At 55.7% G+C, this 16119-nt stretch carries 16 protein-coding genes; 6 read left to right on the forward strand and 10 right to left on the reverse strand.

What is annotated here, in order from left to right; genetic code table 11:
• Positions 1–193: 193 nt before the first annotated feature.
• From EV680_RS05955 to EV680_RS06000, 10 genes are all read right to left on the reverse strand, one after another.
• Positions 194–619 carry a F0F1 ATP synthase subunit epsilon gene (locus EV680_RS05955; RefSeq protein WP_132953830.1) on the reverse strand — a complete coding sequence of 142 codons (426 nt, stop codon included), beginning with the start codon at positions 617–619 and terminating at the stop codon, positions 194–196.
• Positions 620–629: 10 nt separating this feature from the next.
• On the reverse strand, positions 630–2027 hold the full coding sequence (gene atpD, locus EV680_RS05960) for a F0F1 ATP synthase subunit beta (protein ID WP_132953831.1): 1398 nt from the start codon (positions 2025–2027) through the stop codon (positions 630–632).
• Positions 2028–2061: 34 nt separating this feature from the next.
• Entirely contained in the window at positions 2062–2937 is an 876-nt protein-coding gene (atpG, locus tag EV680_RS05965) for a F0F1 ATP synthase subunit gamma (protein ID WP_132953832.1), read from the reverse strand.
• A gap of 24 nt (positions 2938–2961) precedes the next feature.
• Positions 2962–4509, reverse strand: coding sequence for a F0F1 ATP synthase subunit alpha (gene atpA / locus EV680_RS05970; RefSeq protein WP_132953833.1), 1548 nt, complete (start codon positions 4507–4509; stop codon positions 2962–2964).
• A gap of 10 nt (positions 4510–4519) precedes the next feature.
• A complete protein-coding gene (locus EV680_RS05975; RefSeq protein WP_132953834.1) occupies positions 4520–5053 on the reverse strand; it encodes a F0F1 ATP synthase subunit delta in 534 nt (177 codons plus the stop codon).
• Between the two features lie 4 nt (positions 5054–5057).
• Positions 5058–5528: a F0F1 ATP synthase subunit B gene (locus tag EV680_RS05980; protein ID WP_132953835.1), complete on the reverse strand. Its 471-nt coding sequence runs from the start codon at positions 5526–5528 to the stop codon at positions 5058–5060.
• A 57-nt stretch (positions 5529–5585) separates the two neighbouring features.
• Entirely contained in the window at positions 5586–5822 is a 237-nt protein-coding gene (gene atpE / locus EV680_RS05985; RefSeq protein WP_009175074.1) for a F0F1 ATP synthase subunit C, read from the reverse strand.
• Positions 5823–5890: 68 nt separating this feature from the next.
• Entirely contained in the window at positions 5891–6760 is an 870-nt protein-coding gene (atpB, locus tag EV680_RS05990) for a F0F1 ATP synthase subunit A (protein ID WP_424580114.1), read from the reverse strand.
• The gene (locus EV680_RS05995) at positions 6750–7103 is read right to left on the reverse strand and encodes an ATP synthase subunit I (RefSeq protein WP_132953877.1); all 354 of its coding nucleotides are present in this window, start codon (positions 7101–7103) and stop codon (positions 6750–6752) included. The genes atpB and EV680_RS05995 overlap by 11 nt, the downstream gene beginning before the upstream one ends.
• A gap of 369 nt (positions 7104–7472) precedes the next feature.
• Positions 7473–8333 carry a ParB/RepB/Spo0J family partition protein gene (locus EV680_RS06000; RefSeq protein ID WP_132953837.1) on the reverse strand — a complete coding sequence of 287 codons (861 nt, stop codon included), beginning with the start codon at positions 8331–8333 and terminating at the stop codon, positions 7473–7475.
• 277 nt (positions 8334–8610) lie between these two features.
• Here EV680_RS06000 and EV680_RS06005 point away from each other — a divergent pair, with 277 nt between their 5' ends.
• The 6 genes from EV680_RS06005 to EV680_RS06030 all read left to right on the forward strand — a co-directional run bounded on the left by EV680_RS06005 (position 8611) and on the right by EV680_RS06030 (position 16050).
• On the forward strand, positions 8611–9873 hold the full coding sequence (locus EV680_RS06005) for a BaiN/RdsA family NAD(P)/FAD-dependent oxidoreductase (protein ID WP_165870916.1): 1263 nt from the start codon (positions 8611–8613) through the stop codon (positions 9871–9873).
• Between the two features lie 376 nt (positions 9874–10249).
• On the forward strand, positions 10250–12169 hold the full coding sequence (locus tag EV680_RS06010) for a sigma-54-dependent Fis family transcriptional regulator (protein WP_132953839.1): 1920 nt from the start codon (positions 10250–10252) through the stop codon (positions 12167–12169).
• A 436-nt stretch (positions 12170–12605) separates the two neighbouring features.
• The gene (locus tag EV680_RS06015; RefSeq protein ID WP_132953840.1) at positions 12606–13688 is read left to right on the forward strand and encodes an NAD(+)/NADH kinase; all 1083 of its coding nucleotides are present in this window, start codon (positions 12606–12608) and stop codon (positions 13686–13688) included.
• Positions 13685–14662 (forward strand): thiamine pyrophosphate-dependent dehydrogenase E1 component subunit alpha, encoded by a 978-nt coding sequence (locus EV680_RS06020; RefSeq protein WP_132953841.1) that lies wholly within the window; start codon positions 13685–13687, stop codon positions 14660–14662. The genes EV680_RS06015 and EV680_RS06020 overlap by 4 nt, the downstream gene beginning before the upstream one ends.
• A 47-nt stretch (positions 14663–14709) precedes the next feature.
• Positions 14710–15711, forward strand: coding sequence for an alpha-ketoacid dehydrogenase subunit beta (locus EV680_RS06025; protein WP_132953842.1), 1002 nt, complete (start codon positions 14710–14712; stop codon positions 15709–15711).
• A gap of 21 nt (positions 15712–15732) precedes the next feature.
• A complete protein-coding gene (locus EV680_RS06030; RefSeq protein WP_132953843.1) occupies positions 15733–16050 on the forward strand; it encodes a biotin/lipoyl-containing protein in 318 nt (105 codons plus the stop codon).
• The last annotated feature ends 69 nt before the right edge of the window (positions 16051–16119 follow it).

The following is a 16119-nucleotide window of genomic DNA, read 5'->3' on the forward strand; positions in this document are numbered from 1 at the left end:
TCTGAAGGTTTGGCCGTCTGAAGGTTTGGCCGTCTGAAGGTTTGGCCGTCTGAAGGTTTGGCCGTCTGAAGGTTTGGCCGTCTGAAGGTTTGGCCGTCTGAAGGTTTGGCCGTCTGAAAACGCGCGTTGCTTGTTTTCAGACGGCCGAGAAAAAAGCACGGTTGCCCGTGCTTTTTGCGATAAGGCGGCTGCCTTATTTGTTTTTTTGTCCGCGAATATAATCCAGCGTTTTGAGTTGGGCGATGGCGGCGGCCAGTGCTGCTTGGGCTTTGGCCAATGCTTCATCGTCCTGTGCTTGGGAAATGCGGGCTTCTGCGGCTTTTTTGGCTTCTTCGGCGCGCGCCTGATCCATCTCGGCGCTGCGCACGGCCACGTCGGCCAGCAGGGTAAGCTTATCGGGCTGCACTTCCAAAACACCGCCGGATACGGCCACCAGCACTTCTTCGGCAGAATCGGGCGTGGTCAAACGCAACACACCCGGTCGCACCAAACTCATAATCGGCTCATGTCGCGGATAAATACCGAGCTCGCCCATTTGGGTCGGCACCACCACAAAGCTGGCTTCGCCCGAAAAAATGTGCTGCTCGTTACTGACCACTTCAACTTGCATGATGTCCATGCTGGCCTCCTTAGTTTACGGTTTTCGCTTTCTCTACCGCTTCTTCGATACCGCCAACCATATAGAACGCCTGCTCGGGCAGATGATCGTATTCGCCGTTCAAAATCGCTTTAAAGCCGGCAATGGTGTCGCGCAGTGAAACGTATTTGCCCGGCGAGCCGGTAAACACTTCTGCCACGTGGAAGGGCTGCGACAGGAAGCGCTGGATTTTACGCGCACGCATCACGGTCATTTTGTCTTCGTCAGACAATTCATCCATACCCAAAATGGCGATAATGTCGCGCAATTCTTTGTATTTCTGCAAAGTAGATTGCACGCCGCGTGCCACATCGTAATGCTCTTGACCCAACACCATCGGGTCGAGCTGGCGCGAGGTTGAATCCAGCGGATCCACGGCCGGGTAAATACCCAAAGAGGCGATATCGCGGCTCAACACCACGGTGGCGTCCAAGTGGGCAAATGTGGTAGCAGGCGACGGGTCAGTCAAGTCATCCGCAGGTACATACACGGCTTGGATGGAAGTAATCGAACCGGTTTGGGTCGAGGTAATACGCTCTTGCAAACGACCCATTTCTTCGGCCAAAGTCGGCTGATAGCCTACAGCTGAGGGCATACGACCCAACAGCGCAGACACTTCAGTACCGGCAAGGGTATAGCGGTAGATATTGTCCACAAAAAACAACACGTCGCGGCCTTTGCCGTTTTCGTCTTTTTCATCGCGGAAATATTCGGCCATGGTCAAGCCGGTGAGCGCCACGCGCAGGCGGTTGCCCGGCGGTTCGTTCATCTGGCCGTATACCATCGCCACTTTATCCAACACGTTGGAATCTTTCATCTCGTGGTAAAAGTCGTTACCTTCACGGGTACGCTCGCCCACACCGGCAAACACAGACAAACCGCTGTGCGCTTTGGCGATGTTGTTGATCAATTCCATCATGTTAACGGTTTTGCCCACACCGGCGCCGCCAAACAAGCCCACTTTACCGCCTTTGGCAAACGGGCAGAGCAAGTCAATCACTTTAATGCCGGTTTCCAGCAATTCCGTGGCCGCAGAGAGCTCGTCGAATTTCGGCGCGGGTTGGTGAATGGCGCGGCTGTGTTTGGCACCGACCGGGCCTGCTTCATCCACCGGATTGCCCAACACGTCCATGATGCGGCCGAGAGTTTCCGTGCCCACCGGCACAGTAATTGCCGCACCGGTGTTGATCACGCTCATGCCGCGTTTGAGGCCGTCTGAACTGCCCATCGCGATGGTACGCACCACACCGTCGCCCAGAAGTTGTTGCACTTCCAGCGTCAGGTCGGTATCAACCAGTTTCAGGGCGTCATACACGTGCGGCAGGGTATCGCGCGGAAATTCCACGTCGACCACCGCACCAATGATTTGTACGATTTTGCCTTGGCTCATTTCGTATCCTATTTTAACGTGCACATGCGCAGCCTTATACGGCTGCGGCACCTGCTACAATTTCTGACAACTCTGTGGTAATCGCGGCTTGGCGTGATTTGTTGTAAACCAAACGCAGCTCTTTGATGGCATTGCCGGCATTATCGGTAGCAGCTTTCATCGCTACCATGCGCGCGGCTTGTTCGGATGCCATGTTGTCGCTCAACGCCTGATACACCACAGACTCTAAATAACGGCGGACTAAGTATTCCAATACAGCGGTGGGGCTGGGCTCATAGCGGTAATCCCAGCTATAGTCGCTGCTTTCACTCACGCCTTCCAATGCACTTTCACCAATCGGCAACAAAGTTTCCAAACGCGGTTCTTGACGCATGGTGTTGACGAAGCCGGAATAAACCAAATGAATCACATCCAGCTGGTGCTTTTGATAGCTTTGGAAAAGCTCGGTCAAAGGGCCTACCAAGGTTTCCAGCCTGGGCGTGTCGCCCAGATTGGTGGCACTGGCAACCACATTCAAACCGATGCGCTGGCAAGCGGCCAAACCTTTGCTGCCCAAACACACCACGTCCACCTCAATGCCTTGGCTTCGATATTCCTGCACCTGCGCCAGGAATTTTTTCAAAACGTTGGCATTCAAACCGCCGCACAAGCCTTTGTCGGTGGTCATCAAAATAAAGCCGGCACGCCGCACGCTGCGGTGCGGCTCCAGCAATTTGATGCCGTGGTCGGAATGGGTTTGCGCCAGATGGCTCATCACCAAACGCACTTTTTCGGCGTACGGACGCGCCAGGCGCATCCGCTCTTGAGTCTTCCGCATTTTAGAGGTTGACACCATCTGCATCGCTTTAGTGATCTTTTGGGTATTCTGAACACTGCGGATTTTGGTGAGAATCTCTTTTCCTACTGCCATTTCAGACTCCTTGCTCTCTCACGCTTACGCTTGGTAGCTGTAAGAAGATTTAAAGGACTTCATCGCTGCGGCCAGTGCCTGCTCGTTTTCATCAGACATGGCGCCCGAAGCGTTGATGGCATCCAAAACGGCCGGCAGTTGCGTGCGCACATGACCCAAGAATTCGTGCTCGAAAGCCAGCGCTTTCGATACCGGCACGTCTTCGTAAGAGCCGTTGTTGATCGCCCACAACGTCAGCGCCATTTCGGCGGTGTTCAGCGTGCTGAATTGCTTTTGCTTCATCAATTCGGTAACCACTTCGCCGTGTTGCAGCTGCTTACGGGTGGCTTCATCCAAATCGGAAGCAAATTGCGAGAAAGCCGCCAGCTCACGATATTGCGCCAATGCCAAACGGATACCGCCGCCAAGCTTTTTAATCACCTTGGTTTGCGCCGCACCACCTACGCGCGATACGGAAATACCGGCGTTGATTGCAGGGCGGATACCGGAGTTGAAGAGGTCGGTTTCCAAGAAGATTTGGCCATCGGTAATCGAAATCACGTTGGTCGGTACGAATGCAGATACGTCGCCGGCTTGGGTTTCGATAATCGGCAGAGCGGTTAATGAGCCGGTTTTGCCTTTTACTTCGCCATTGGTCAGCTTTTCTACTTCATGAGCATTCACACGGGCGGCACGTTCCAACAGGCGGCTGTGCAAATAGAATACATCACCCGGGTAGGCTTCGCGGCCGGGCGGGCGGCGCAGCAGCAGGGAAATCTGACGGTAAGCCACGGCTTGTTTGGACAAGTCGTCATACACAATCAGCGCATCTTCACCGCGGTCGCGGAAAAATTCACCCATGGTGCAGCCGGCATAAGGCGCGATATATTGCAGTGCCGCTGCTTCTGATGCGGTGGCTGCCACCACAATGGTGTGATCCATTGCGCCGTGCTCTTCCAGCTTGCGCACCACGTTGGCAATCGATGATGCTTTTTGGCCGACAGCAACGTAGATACAAACCACGCCGGTGTCTTTTTGGTTGACAATCGCATCCAACGCCACTGCGGTTTTACCGGTTTGGCGGTCACCAATAATCAGCTCACGCTGACCGCGGCCGATCGGCACCATAGAGTCGATCGCTTTCAAGCCGGTTTGCATCGGTTGATCCACCGATTGGCGGGCAATCACGCCGGGCGCGATTTTTTCGATCGGCGCAGTAGTGGTAGCGTTGATGGGGCCTTTGCCGTCAATCGGACGACCCAGCGAATCCACCACGCGGCCAATCAGCTCGCGGCCGACCGGCACTTCCAAAATGCGGCCGGTACAGGTAACGGTGTCACCTTCTTTAATGTGTTCGTATTCACCCAACACCACGGCGCCCACGGAGTCACGCTCCAAGTTCATGGCCAAGCCGAATGTGTTGCCGGGGAATTCGAGCATTTCACCTTGCATTACGTCTGACAAGCCGTGAATGCGAACAATACCGTCGGTTACGGAAATCACGGTACCACGGGTACGGACTTCTGCATCTACCGACAGATTCTCGATCTTGGCTTTAATCAAATCGCTAATTTCAGCAGGATTAAGCTGCATGAAAACTCTCCTAATTTGTCATGGCCGCATACAAAGCATTTAATTTGCCTTGCAGCGACAAGTCCAATACCTGGTCACCGATTTCTACTTTTACGCCGCCGATCAAATCGGGGTCGACTTCGGTGCGAATCTCCAACGTGCTGCCAAAGCGCTGTTGCAGCTCTGCAGTCAAATCGGCCAATTGCGCCGCATTGAGTGCATAAGCGCTGCGGATCAGGGCTCGTTTGGTATGATTCAATGCCAGGGTTAAGTCTTGGTATTGCGCATAAATTTCAGGCAAAACCAAAAGGCGCTTCTGCTCGGCCAATATCGACACGAAATTTTTCAATTTCGCATCACCCAAACCGACCAATTCAATCAGCATGAGGGCTTTTTCGGCAGAAGTGCTTTCGGGTTGCTCAATCAGCGCAGCCACTTTGGGTTGCTGCACTGCCGTTGCCAGTTGTTTCAGTCCGCCCAACCAAGACTCAATTTGGTTTTGCTCTTGCGCCACACCGAATAATGCTTTCGCATACGGTCTGGCAATGGTTGCGAACTCTGCCATAAGATTACAGCTCCTGTTTCAGGGCGCTGAGCATTTGTGCGTGTTTTTCAGCATTCACTTCGCTGCGCAAAATAGACTCCGCACCTTTTACCGCCAAAGCTGCCACTTGTTCGCGCAAAGCTTCGCGGGCGCGATTGGCTTCTTGCTCAACATCGGCTTTGGCTTGTGCCGTAATACGGGCAGCCTCGGTGGAAGCCTGTGTTTTGGCTTCTTCAACGATTTGCGCTGCACGTTTTTCTGCGTTGGCCACCATTTCGGTAACCTGATGACGTCCTTCGGCTAAGAGTTCTGCAACTTTCTTTTCAGCCTGTTCAAAATCGTTTTTACCGCGCTCGGCCGCAGCCAAGCCTTCGGCGATTTTGTCGGCGCGCTCGTCAAGTGCTTTTGCAATCGGCGGCCACACGAATCGCATGGTGAACCACACCAGAATGAAAAAGACGATTAACTGCGCAAATAGGGTCGCATTTAAATTCACTTTACTTAACCTTCGTATTAGGGTTAATCAAACAAACGACGTTTCGTTTGGTTAGACTTAGCCTGCAAACGGGTTAACGAAAGCGAACAGCAGAGCGATGGCCACACCGATCAAGAATGCGGCATCAATCAAACCGGCAATCAAGAACAATTTGGTTTGCAGCGGGCCGATCAGCTCAGGTTGACGGGCAGAAGATTCCAGATATTTAGAACCTACCATGCCGATACCGATAGCAGCACCCATCGCACCGAAAGCGACGATCAAACCACAAGCGATAGCAATTAAACCACCCATTTCAAAACTCCTTAAATTAAAAACAAAGGTTAAAGAACTACAGTTAAAAACAAACTACTCAAAAACTTTTAGTGATGATCATGTGCCTGGCCGATATAAACAAACGCCAGCGCCATGAAGATAAAGGCTTGCAGGGTAATAATCAGAATATGGAAAATCGCCCATGCCACACCTGCCAGAATATGCAGGACAAACAAAATCGGATCCATCACGCCGATGCTGCCGGAAGCCGCCCAAGCGCCACCCAAAAGGGCAATCAGCAAGAACACCAGCTCGCCCGCATACATATTGCCGAACAGCCGCATGCCGTGCGATACGGTTTTCGACAGGAATTCGAGAATATTCATAATGAAGTTGAAAGGTGCCAGCATCGGGCCGAACGGCGCGCTGAACATTTCATGCATCCAGCCGCCCAAGCCTTTGATTTTCACGCTGTAATAAAGGCAAATCAGCAGCACACCGATGGCCAAAGCCAGCGAAGTATTCAAATCGGCGGTGGGCACGACACGCAGTAAAGCATGATGGTCACCGGTGACGGCCTGCCAAGTCATCGGCAGCAAATCCACCGGCAGCAAGTCCATCGCATTCATCAGGAAAATCCACACAAACACAGTCAAACCCAAAGGGGCGACTGCTTTGCGCGACTGCTCGTTGTGCACGATGCTTTTGCACATATCATCTACGAATTCAAACAGCAACTCCACCGCAGCCTGAAAGCGACCGGGCACACCCGGCGTGGCTTTGCGGGCGGCACGCCACAGCAGGAAGCTGCCCAGCGCACCCAGCAACACCGCGAAGAAAACGGCATCTAGGTTGATATAAGAGAAATCGGCGATGTTTTTCAGGCCTTGGCCTTGGGTGACATCCGACAGACTGGTCAAGCTTTGTAAGTGGTGCTTGATGTAGTCGGCAGCGCTCATTGCTTCACTACTTGCCATAATGTTGAACTCTCAAAAATGCTAAAAAAACCAGATGACTGACTGTAAACAACCCCAATAAAAACGGGATAAACACCAATGTTTCGTGCCAGATGGCAAACACCACCAGCATCAACACCAGCGACAGCATGACTTTTAAACCTTCTCCGAGCAAAAAGCCTTTACCTGCCCAAGCAGGATGCGGCTTGAAAAGCCTTAAAAGTAATACCGCAGCGGCCGAGGGCAACAAATAACACAATCCGCCCAGCCATGCCGACCAAAACGCGGGCAAACCGCTCACCAGCAAACACAACAGCGCCACCACTGCCAGCGCCGCCAACTGTAAAATCAGAATCTTCGTCATACAACACGCAGCTACAGACAATTTAAGCCAAGCCACTATAATAAAGATGCGTTTACGCGTCAAGATAATTTGTTAATCTTTGTGAATGGGCAGGTTTTATCAAAGGGGCTTTTTATGCTTGCAAACAGCCCTATTCTCACTTATTTGAGTGCTTTTTACGCTCAAATATCCCAATTCAATGCTTTTTTTTCGGCTCTTTTCCGGCGAAGCCCGCACTACACACTACTACACGACTTACAAAATAAAGCGCCCGATTCGTTGCATTATCCGTCGCAATCTTCACTTGCCATTGTAATATATCGCCGTTTTTTTTGAAAACCCGAGGCCGTCTGAAACTGTTTCAGACGGCCTTTTCAGGCACGATTAATTTTAATTCGGCAAATCCACACCGAGCTGCTTGAGCAAAGCTTCGAGCGTTTCGGGTGAATCGAAATGCAGCACGATTCTGCCTTTTTTCTGATTACTGCTGTGCACTTCGGCGTTAACGCCCAGCGTTTCGGTGAGCGCTTCGCTCAGGCGGCGGATGTCGGGATTGTCGCGCTTGGGCGCTTCGGCAGGCTTGCCTTGCTGCGCCATTTGGCTGCGCCGCTCCACTTCGCGCACCGACCAGCCGTTTTTCACGGCTTTTTGTGCCAGCTCCAGCTGCGTGACCACGGGCAGAGTGAGCAGCGCGCGGGCATGCCCCATTTCGAGGCGGCGGGCATAAAGCATTTCCTGCACGGGCTCGGGCAAGGCGAGCAGGCGCAGGCTGTTGGAAATGGCGCTGCGGCTTTTGCCGACGGCTTTGGCAATGGTTTCGTGGGTGAGGCTGAATTCATCGGCCAGGCGCTTCAAGCCGCGTGCTTCTTCAATCGGGTTGAGGTTTTCGCGTTGCAGGTTTTCAATCAAGCCCATGGCCAGCGCGGTTTCATCGCTGATGCTTTTCACCACCACCGGCATTTCGGTGAGGCCGGCCAATTGGCTGGCGCGCCAGCGGCGCTCGCCGGCAATCAATTCGTAGCCGTTGAGGCCTTGTTCGCGCACAATCACCGGCTGGATGACGCCTTGCGCCTTGATGGATTCGGCCAGCTCCTGCAAGGCTTCGTCATCCATCTGCACGCGCGGCTGATAGCGCCCGGGGCGGATATCGCCGATCGGCACGGTGGTGAGGCGGTCGTTGCCGCCGTCGTCCAGATTATGGGAAATCAGTGAATCCAGGCCGCGGCCGAGGCCGCCTTTGGGTTTTGCCATATCGTTACTTTCTGAAGCGCGCAAAAAATCAGCGCTTATTTTATCGGATTTTCAGACGGCATGCTGGCTTTTAGAGCCTGTTTACGCTCTTTTTTGCAGCCGGCTTACGCAGCCATAGGGTTTCATACCAATTCAAAAAAGTAAGCTAACAAGGCGGCGAGCCGCAGACAGTACAGATAGTACGGCAAGGCGAGACAACGAAGTTAGGTTATTTTTTTGGATTGGTATCAGACGGCCTTGCGCTACAATAAGGCTTTTCAATTGCCCGGGCGGCTTGATGACAACTTTTTTCGATACCGTGATAATCGGCGCCGGGGCGGCCGGCATGATGTGCGCCGCCCGCATAGGCCAAAAAGGGCAAAGCGTGGCGCTGCTTGACCATGCGGCCAAAATCGGCGAAAAAATCCGCATTTCGGGCGGCGGCCGCTGCAATTTCACCAACCGCCATCTCAACGGCCACGATGGCGCGCCTTATTTTGTGTCGCAGCAGCCGCGTTTTGTGCGCCATGCTTTATCGCGCTACACCAGCACCGATTTCACCGCTCTGCTCGAGCACCACGGCATACCCTATCACGAAAAGCACAAAGGCCAGCTTTTTTGCGACCGCAGCGCGCAAGACATTATTAATATGCTGCAAAACGAATGCGCAAAAGGCCGTGTGCAATGGCACACCGAATGCGTGATTGAAAGTGTAGAGCCCATTCAGACGGCCTCTGCTGCGCGCTTTGAACTGCGCACCAACCAAGGCCGCTTTTCCTGCCGCAACCTGGTGGTGGCCACCGGCGGCTTGGCGGTGCCTGCCATCGGCGCCAGCCCGTTTGGCTACGAATTGGCCAAACAGTTCGGCCACAGCATCGTTACGCCTGCCGCCGCGCTGGTGCCGCTGCGCTTCGAGCATTGGGCGGAATCGGGCTACGATGCGCTCGCCGGCATCGCCCTGCCCGTGCGCATTGCCACCGGCAGCGGCAAAGCAGCCATGCAGTTTGACGAAGATTTATTGTTTCGCCACAAAGGTTTGAGCGGGCCTGCGATTTTGCAGATTTCCAGTTATTGGCAGCCCGGGCAGGCCATTATCATTAATTTGGCACCCGATGCCGAGCTGCCCCATGCTTTATGCAGCGGCAAACACGGCCAAAAAATCCAGCTCAACACCGCACTCGCACAGCTTTGCCCGCACCTGCCCTCGCGGCTGCTGGATTTTTGGCTGGCACAACCCGAATGGGCGCCGCTTGCCGCACACAAATGGGCCGACACGCCCGATGCCGCTTTGGCCGCTTTGGGGCAGAGCCTTAATCAATGGGCGCTGCTGCCCAGCGGTTCAGACGGCCACAAAAAAGCCGAAGCCACCCGCGGCGGCGTGGATGTGCGCGAAATCGATGCCAAAACCATGCAGAGCAAGCTCGCGCCCGGGCTTTATTTTATCGGCGAAGTGATGGACATCACCGGCTGGCTCGGCGGCTATAATTTCCAATGGGCATGGGCTTCGGCGGTGTGTGCGGCCGCAGCCATAACAGATGGGGCGACACAACAGGCCGTCTGAAACGGCGCGGCTTCAGACGACCTGTTGCTTTCAAACGGCCTTGATTTCTATTTATTATATTGATTTCAAAAGAAATGGCTTAAAGCCTGTTGATGCGCTCAATAGCAGCGCCATAAAATATGGTAAACAGGCTTTTGAAATGGAAAGGCCGTCTGAAAGATTACCTTTCGCAACTTTTCTTTGCCTGTCACAAAAGCAAATAAGCTAGACCTGCCTCCGCTTTCTCACTAAGATAGGCCTGCATCGTGCTTGCCGCGGCAACGTTTTGCCGCCCTGCTCCGCAGGCCTTCCGCACTTATCAAACCACACAATCACAATAATTCCTGCACACATTCAAGGACAACGCCAACCTAAACCCACAAGGAGCGTATGCAATATGCAGGCCCATCAAACCCAACATATCCGGGACGTGCTGGCGCATGTTTACGGCAGCACCCGCCGACCGGCTGCTGCTTTCGAGCCTAAAATCATCGAATCGTGGCAGCGCTGCGTGCATCAACACGGCCTCAATCCCGAAGTGATGCAGGAGGCGCTGATTCTGCCGCAACACAATCTGGCCGAGCACGTGGACGCCATGGACGGCCTCAACGCCGTGGCCCGCCACGGCTTGCAGGTGCTGGCCAGGCAAATCCGCGACATGGGCTATGTGGTGCTGCTGGCCGATGCACACGGTGTGGTGGTGGAAGCATTTGGCGCTGAAAATCAGGTGCGCGATTTCAGGCAGGCGGGGCTGCACACCGGCGCGCTGTGGTGCGAGCGTGCCAACGGCACCAGCGCCGTGGCCGTGGTAGCGGCCACCGGCCAGGCCGCCATCGTGCACCGCACCGACCATTTCGACGCCACCCACATCGGCCTGACCTGCACCGCCGCACCGGTGTTTGATTCGCAAAACCGCCTGCGTGCCGTGCTTGATGTGTCTGCCCTCGCCCCCTTGCCCGAGCGGCAAAGCCAATACGGCGTGTTGCATTTGGTACAGCATTTTGCCACGCTGATTGAAACCGCCGCGCTGATTCAGGCGCACCGCCGCCATTGGCTGGTGCGTTTGGGGCAAGCGGCGGCTTTTTTGGATGTAACCCCCGAATTCATTATTGCCGTTGACGATGCCGGCAAAATTGCCGGTGCCAATCATGCTTTTCACCAATGGGCGGCGCAACAGCTCGAATTGCCCGAGCGCGATTTAACCGGCTGCCTGTTTGAGCCACTTTTCGGCCAGAGCCTGCTCAGTGTGTACAGCGCCACGCGCGCCAAACCGGCCGTGCTGATAGGCGGCCGGCATTTGTTTGCCTCTGTGTCGCCGCCGGCCGACCAACACGCCGCACCACCGACCGGCAGCCTGCCGCTGCCGCCCGAGCTCGACAAACTCTACAGCCCCAAAAGCCGCCAACGCCGCAGCCTGCAACGCATCGCCGTGCTGGCCGACACGCAAGTGCCGGTGCTGATCAACGGCGAAACCGGCTCGGGCAAAGAATTTCTCGCCCGCGCCATTCATCTTTCAGGCAGCCGCGCCGATGCACCTTTTATTGCGGTAAACTGCGCCGCCATTCCCGAAAATCTGATTGAAAGCGAGCTTTACGGCTATGCCCCGGGCAGCTTTTCCGGCGCCGAGCGCAAAGGCAAAATCGGCCTGATTCAGGCGGCCGACGGCGGCACGCTTTTTCTCGATGAAATCGGCGATATGCCGCTTTATCTGCAATCGCGGCTCTTGCGCGTGCTCTCCGAGCGCGAAGTGTTGCCGGTGGGCAGCACCCGCGCGGTGAAAGTGGATATCCGCATTATTTCGGCCACCCATTTCGATTTGCAGGCGCGCATCGCCGAGGGCAAATTCCGCGAAGATCTGTATTACCGCCTCAACGGCATTCAGGCGCTGCTGCCGCCTGTGCGCGAGCGTGATGATTTCGACTATATCGTGCGCGTTTTGCTGCAACGGGCGGCCGAGAAAACCGCCATGCCGGTGAAAGCGCTCTCAGCGCACGCGCTCGACATTCTGCGCGCCTATGGCTGGCCGGGCAATTTGCGCCAGCTGGCCAACGTGCTCGAAGTGGCGCTGCTCACCGCCAACGATGCGCGCATCGAGGCCGATGATCTGCCCGACTACATCAAAACCGCCGCGCGCCCTTTTTTCAGCCCGCACACCGCCGAGCCTGCCGCCTGTGGCAAATCGGTGTTGGCCGATGCGCAGCAATTGCAAGCCGCACTGCAATCGCACCGGGGCAATGTGTCGGCTTTTGCCAAAGCCATCGGCGTGAGCCGCATGACGGTTTACCGTTATTTGAAAAAATACAATCTGCCCGATTAAAAACCTGCCCGCATTTCATCTGGCCGTCTGAAAAATCAAGCTTTCAGACGGCCTTAATTTTTCCCTAATCTTTCGGCCGCAACCGCGCAGCTCGTCGGTCGGATTCTTGAATCCGACATTTGGCCATCGGCCAAAGCGATGTGTGTGCCTTGTTCTACGAACAAGTGTCGGATTCAAGAATCCGACCTACTGCTGTCCGCATTTCATCTGGCCATCTGAAAAATCAAGGTTTCAGACGGCCTGAGGCTTTGCAAACTTGTGACAGCTGTCACATGCGGCTGTCACACCGTATCGTTACACAGTGTTACATCCGTCATACCACCCAGGCCGTCTGAAAAAATTTTCTCTTATTATTCAATCATTAATATTAAAATCCAACCATTAGCACAATGTTTGCTAGGCATCCAACAACCCTTTCCGCTTCTGGAGCGCCGCCATGTCTGCCCCGATTCGCGTCGGCATTATTGCCAATCCCGTTTCCGCCCGCGATATCCGCCGCGTGATGTCGCATGCGGCCGGTTTGCCGCTGGCCGAGCGCGCCAATATGGTGTTGCGCATTGTGCAGGCGCTGGCCGCTTGCGGTGTGGATGAAGTGTGGCTGATGCCGGAAACAGAGGGCTTGCGCACGCATTTGGCGCGCCTGCTGCCTGCTGCGGCGGCCGAATCGGCTTATCCGCTGCCCGAATTGGTGTGGGCCGATATGCCGGTGCGCAGCTGCACGCAAGATTCCACCCGCACCGCCGAAATCATGCATGCCGCCGGTGTGCGCGCCATTATCGTGCTCGGCGGCGACGGCACTCATCGCGCGGTGGTGAAAGGCTGCGGCCGCACACCCATCGCCGGCATTTCCACCGGCACCAACAATGCGTTTCCGCCGATGCGCGAAGCAACGGTAACAGCATTTGCCACCGGCCTTTATGCCGTCGGCAAAATTCCCGCCGCCACGGCGCTGGCCGCCAACAAATGCCTACACATCCGCCGCCTGAATGCCGCAGGCGATTTGGTGCAGCAAGACATCGCGCTGATTGATGCGGCCATACTCAACGAGCGCATACTCGGCGCCAAAGCCATCGGCGATGCCGACACCTTGCGCACAATTATCGTGACCCAAGCTTCGGTGGAAGCGGTCGGCTTATCGGCCATTGCCGCCATGTTGCAGCCTGTGCCGCGCCATGCCGAAGGCGGCTTGCTGGTGGAATTGGTGCCACTTGAGGGTGCGCATGCTCCGCGCGCCGATGCCGCCTGCCGCCTGCAAGCGGTGATGGCGCCGGGCACGGTGGCCAGCGTGAACATAGCCGCTTACCGGCGTTTGTTTTCAGACGGCCTCTACACTTTAAGCGGCCAAAACGGCCTGATTGCGCTCGACGGCGAACGCGAAATCGCGTTTCGCACGGGCGACAGCATTGAAATCAGCTTGCAAGAGCAGGCTTTTTACACGGTTGACGTGGGCGCCGCGCTGCAATATGCCGCCGAGCACCACCTCACCGCCCACCCCGTTTCACAAGGAGAAACATCATGAGCCAAACCGCATTAAACAAAAACGAGCTGCTCGACGTTTACCGCAAGATGAAAACCATCCGCGAATTCGAAGAACGGCTGCACATCGACTTTTCACGCGGCGACATTCCCGGCTTTGTGCACCTTTATGCCGGTGAAGAAGCCACCGCCGTGGGCGTGATGCAAAGCCTCAGCGACAACGACCGCATCGCCAGCACCCACCGCGGCCACGGCCACTGCATCGCCAAAGGCGTGGATGTGATCGGCATGATGAAAGAGATTTACGGCCGCCAAGACGGCGTGTGCCACGGCAAAGGCGGCTCGATGCACATTGCCGATTTATCCAAAGGCATGATGGGCGCCAACGGCATTCTCGGCGCGGGCGCACCGCTGATTTGCGGCGCGGCGCTGGCGGCCAAATATCGTGGCGACGGCGGCGTGGCCGTAACTTTCTGCGGCGACGGCGGCGCCAACCAAGGCACGGTGCTCGAAAGCCTCAACTTGGCGGCGGTGTGGAATCTGCCGGTGATTTTTGTGATTGAAAACAACGGCTATGCCGAATCCACCGGCCGCGATTATGCCACCGCTTCCAGCAGCTATGTCGACCGCGGCATCGGCTTCGGCGTGCCTGGGGTAACGGTGGACGGCAACGACTTTTTCGCCGTGTATGAAGCGGCCGGCGAAGTGATCCGCCGCGCCCGCAACGGCGGCGGCCCGGCGCTGCTCGAATGCAAAACCAATCGCTTCTACGGCCACTTTGAGGGCGACGCGCAAACCTACCGCCCCGCCGGCGAAGTGGAAAACCTGCGCGCCCACCACGATTGCCTGAAAATCTTCCGCCAGCGCGTAACGGAAGCCGGCATGCTCACCGATGCCGAATTGGATGCCGTGGACAGCGATGTGGCCGAATTAATCGAGCGTTCGGTGCAAGAGGCCAAAGCCGCGCCGCAGCCGCCGGTGGAAGCGCTGCTTGCCGATGTGTATGTGTCTTATTGATTAAAGGCCGTCTGAAAAAATAAACAAATAAACGAAGGAGCAACATCATGGAACGAAGAATCACCTTAAAGCAGGCCATCAACGAGGCCATCGATTTGGAAATGGCGCGTGATGAGCGCGTGATTATGATTGGTGAAGACATCGTCGGCGGCTTCGGTGCCGATGGCGAAAAAGATGCCTGGGGCGGCGTGCTCGGCGCCACCAAAGGTTTGTATGGCAAATACGGCGACCGCCTGCTCGATGCGCCGCTCTCGGAAGCCGCCTATGTGGGCGCGGCCATCGGCGCGGCCACTTGCGGCATGCGCCCGATTGCCGAATTGATGTTTATCGACTTTGTGGGCGTGTGTTTCGACCAAATTTTGAACCAAGCCGCCAAATTCCGCTATATGTTCGGCGGCAAAGCCGAAACGCCGGTGGTGATCCGCGCGCTGGTGGGCGCAGGCTTCAGCGCCGCCGCCCAGCACAGCCAAATGCTCACGCCGATGTTTACCCACATTCCGGGCCTGAAAGTGGTGTGTCCTTCCACCCCTGCCGATGCCAAAGGCCTGCTCGCCCAAGCCGTGCGCGACAACGACCCGGTGATTTTCTGCGAACACAAAGCGCTCTACAGCGTGAAAGGCGAAGTGCCCGAAGGTGAATATGTGATTCCGTTCGGCCAGGCCAATATCGTGCGCGAAGGCAAAGACGCCACCATCGTGACCTACGGCATGATGGTGCACCGCAGCCTCGAAGCGGCCAAACTGCTGGAAAAAGAAGGCGTGGATGTGGAAGTAATCGATTTGCGCACGCTCTCGCCGCTCGACATCAACACTGTGTTCCGATCGGTGGAAAAAACCGGCCGCCTGGTGGTGGTGGACGAAGCCAGCCCGCGCTGCAACATCGCCACCGACATTTCGGCGCAAGTGTGCCAAGAAATGTTTGGCAAGCTGAAATCCGGCATCCGCATGGTTTCCCCGCCGCACACGCCCGTGCCGTTTTCAGCGCCGCTGGAAAAAGCCTACCTGCCCAACGGCAAAGGCATTGCCGAAACTGTGCGCCAAACACTTTAATGAAATAAAAAGGAGAACAACATGAGCAAAATCACCCCGATTATCATGCCCAAATGGGGCCTCACCATGGAAGAAGGCACCGTCGGCGCTTGGCTGGTGGAAGTCGGCACCCAAATCGAAGTGGGCATGCCGATTCTGGATGTGGAAACCGAAAAGCTCACCAACGCGGTGGAAGCCACCGATGCCGGCCTGCTGCGCCGCCAATTTGCCCAAGCCGGCGAAACCCTGCCGGTGAAATCGCTGCTGGGCATTATGGCCGATGAGGGCGTGAGCGATGCCGAAATCGAGCAATTTATCGCCAACTGGGTGCCGCCCTCCGCCGATGAGCTGGACGATTAAATACCCGCCGCCCGCAAACAAAAATTTGCGGGCGGTTTTGATGGTTGTTTGATACCAATTCAAAAAAGT

The sequence above is a fragment of the Uruburuella suis genome (assembly GCF_004341385.1).
In the GTDB taxonomy this organism is placed as follows: domain Bacteria; phylum Pseudomonadota; class Gammaproteobacteria; order Burkholderiales; family Neisseriaceae; genus Neisseria; species Neisseria suis.

What these genes read in the sequence shown, in the direction of transcription:
- EV680_RS05955 (WP_132953830.1), bottom strand. Translation starts at nt 619, where the DNA reads ATGGACATCATGCAAGTTGAAGTGGTCAGTAACGAGCAGCACATTTTT.
- atpD (WP_132953831.1), bottom strand. Translation starts at nt 2,027, where the DNA reads ATGAGCCAAGGCAAAATCGTACAAATCATTGGTGCGGTGGTCGACGTG.
- atpG (WP_132953832.1), bottom strand. Translation starts at nt 2,937, where the DNA reads ATGGCAGTAGGAAAAGAGATTCTCACCAAAATCCGCAGTGTTCAGAAT.
- atpA (WP_132953833.1), bottom strand. Translation starts at nt 4,509, where the DNA reads ATGCAGCTTAATCCTGCTGAAATTAGCGATTTGATTAAAGCCAAGATC.
- EV680_RS05975 (WP_132953834.1), bottom strand. Translation starts at nt 5,053, where the DNA reads ATGGCAGAGTTCGCAACCATTGCCAGACCGTATGCGAAAGCATTATTC.
- atpE (WP_009175074.1), bottom strand. Translation starts at nt 5,822, where the DNA reads ATGGGTGGTTTAATTGCTATCGCTTGTGGTTTGATCGTCGCTTTCGGT.
- atpB (WP_424580114.1), bottom strand. Translation starts at nt 6,760, where the DNA reads ATGGCAAGTAGTGAAGCAATGAGCGCTGCCGACTACATCAAGCACCAC.
- EV680_RS05995 (WP_132953877.1), bottom strand. Translation starts at nt 7,103, where the DNA reads ATGACGAAGATTCTGATTTTACAGTTGGCGGCGCTGGCAGTGGTGGCG.
- EV680_RS06000 (WP_132953837.1), bottom strand. Translation starts at nt 8,333, where the DNA reads ATGGCAAAACCCAAAGGCGGCCTCGGCCGCGGCCTGGATTCACTGATT.
- EV680_RS06005 (WP_165870916.1), top strand. Translation starts at nt 8,611, where the DNA reads ATGACAACTTTTTTCGATACCGTGATAATCGGCGCCGGGGCGGCCGGC.
- EV680_RS06010 (WP_132953839.1), top strand. Translation starts at nt 10,250, where the DNA reads ATGCAGGCCCATCAAACCCAACATATCCGGGACGTGCTGGCGCATGTT.
- EV680_RS06015 (WP_132953840.1), top strand. Translation starts at nt 12,606, where the DNA reads ATGTCTGCCCCGATTCGCGTCGGCATTATTGCCAATCCCGTTTCCGCC.
- EV680_RS06020 (WP_132953841.1), top strand. Translation starts at nt 13,685, where the DNA reads ATGAGCCAAACCGCATTAAACAAAAACGAGCTGCTCGACGTTTACCGC.
- EV680_RS06025 (WP_132953842.1), top strand. Translation starts at nt 14,710, where the DNA reads ATGGAACGAAGAATCACCTTAAAGCAGGCCATCAACGAGGCCATCGAT.
- EV680_RS06030 (WP_132953843.1), top strand. Translation starts at nt 15,733, where the DNA reads ATGAGCAAAATCACCCCGATTATCATGCCCAAATGGGGCCTCACCATG.